The following is a 1,835-nucleotide window of genomic DNA, read 5'->3' as shown; positions in this document are numbered from 1 at the left end:
ACAGCCGCTACGCCGGCTGGGACGCGGCTGCCGGCCAGGACATCCTCAACGGCCGACGCTCGCTCAACGACCTGGCTGAGCAGGTGCTCATTGCCAACGCCGACGTGGCGCCTGTGTCCGGCCGCCAGGAAGTCTTCGAGAACCTGGTCAATCGCTTCTGTGGCTGAACGGCCTTCAAAACAACAGGCCGACGCCCTGCCATGACTCACGCCCTCCCTTTGCTGCCCGACTTCGTGCCGGTCGCACCCGCAACTGCTCGCCACACCGGCATCGCCCCCGTCATCAAAGGCAGCGCCGCGACCCCGGCAAGTGCCTTGGGCAGCGAGGCGCGCAACAGCGCGATGCTGACTTATTCCAGCCCCTTCCCCGCCGACTTCGTCTTCGGTGTTGCCGCCGCTGCACCGCAGATCGAGGGCGCTGCCTTCACCGACGGCAAGGGCGAATCCATCTGGGACCGCTTCTGCCGCACACCGGGCAAAGTGCATGACGACGACACGCTGGACGTCGCCTGCGACCACTACAACCGCTTCGACGACGACTTCGCGCTGATGGCCTCGCTGGGCGTCAGGAACTACCGCCTGTCGCTGGCCTGGCCGCGCATCTACCCGAACGGCGACGGCGAGCTGAACCAGGCCGGCCTGGACTTCTATCACCGCCTGTTCGCCAGCATGAAGAAGCACGGCATCGAGCCGTGGGTAACACTCTTCCACTGGGACCTGCCGCAGTCGTTGGAGGACCGCGGCGGCTGGACGTCGCGCGTCACGGTCGACGCCTTCGCCCGCTATGCCGACACGGTCGTCAAGGCCTTCGCCGGTGAGGTGAAACACTGGATCACGATGAACGAGATCCGCTGCTTCACGCAGCTGGCCTATGGCTATGGCACCAAGGCGCCGGGCCGCAAGGAGAGCACGGCCGTCGTCAACCAGACCTTCCACCACGCGCTGCTGTGCCATGGCCACGGCGTGCGCGCGGTGCGCGAGTTCGGTGGCGCGGGCGCTGTGGTCGGCCTGACCGACAACTGCGACGTGTGCATCCCTGTCACCGAGACGCCCGCGGACATCGCCGCAGCCAAGGCGTGGTTCCTGGAAAAGAACGCGCATGTGCTGGGCGCGATGCACGCTGGTCACTATCCGGCCGAGTATCTCGAACGCGTCGGCCCCGATGCGCCGGACGTGCGCCCGGGCGACTTCGACCTCATCAGCCTGGCGACCGATCACCTCGGGCTGAACATCTACACCGGCACCTATGTGCGCGCCAGCAGGGACGGCATCCAGGCCTGGGAGGCCGTGCCCCTGCCCGCCAACTATCCCAGGGCCGACAGCCCCTGGCTGCATATCGCACCCCAGTCCATCTACTGGGCCACGCGCTTTTGCGCCGAGCTCTACGGCCACCAGTCGCTCTTCATCACCGAAAACGGCTGCGGCTACAACGACGAGCCGGTCGTGAACGGCGAGGTGCTGGACCTGCACCGCCGCGACTTCCTGCGCAACCATCTGCGCGAAGCCCACCGCGCGATCGCCGACGGCGTGCCGCTGAAGGGCTACTTCCTGTGGAGCTTCATCGACAACTACGAGTGGGAAGACGGCTACCAGCGGCGCTTTGGCATCGTGCACTGCGATTACGCCACGCAGGTGCGCACGCCCAAACTGTCGGCCCGCTACTACGCCGAAGTCATGCGCGAGCGGTGCATCCTGTGAACGCCAGCACCCTCCATCTGGCGCAAGCCGTGCCGCCCGTCGCCGACCGCCTGCCCATGCGGCAGAAGATCGGCTTCGGCCTGGGCTCCATCCTGGACATGTGGGGCCACTGGCTCTACCCGTCGCTGGCCTACCAGG

At 66.8% G+C, this 1,835-nt stretch carries 1 protein-coding gene; it reads left to right on the top strand.

The genetic code is table 11. The features are described from left to right. Window positions 1–200: 200 nt before the first annotated feature. Window positions 201–1,697 (top strand): GH1 family beta-glucosidase, encoded by a 1,497-nt coding sequence (locus ASC95_RS14305; RefSeq protein WP_157256323.1) that lies wholly within the window; start codon window positions 201–203, stop codon window positions 1,695–1,697. Window positions 1,698–1,835 lie beyond the last annotated feature (138 nt).

The organism is Pelomonas sp. Root1217, assembly GCF_001425705.1.
Taxonomy (GTDB): Bacteria; Pseudomonadota; Gammaproteobacteria; order Burkholderiales; family Burkholderiaceae_C; genus Pelomonas.
The sequence above is the reverse complement of the archived record's forward strand: the minus strand, read 5'-3'. Positions and strand labels throughout refer to the sequence as shown.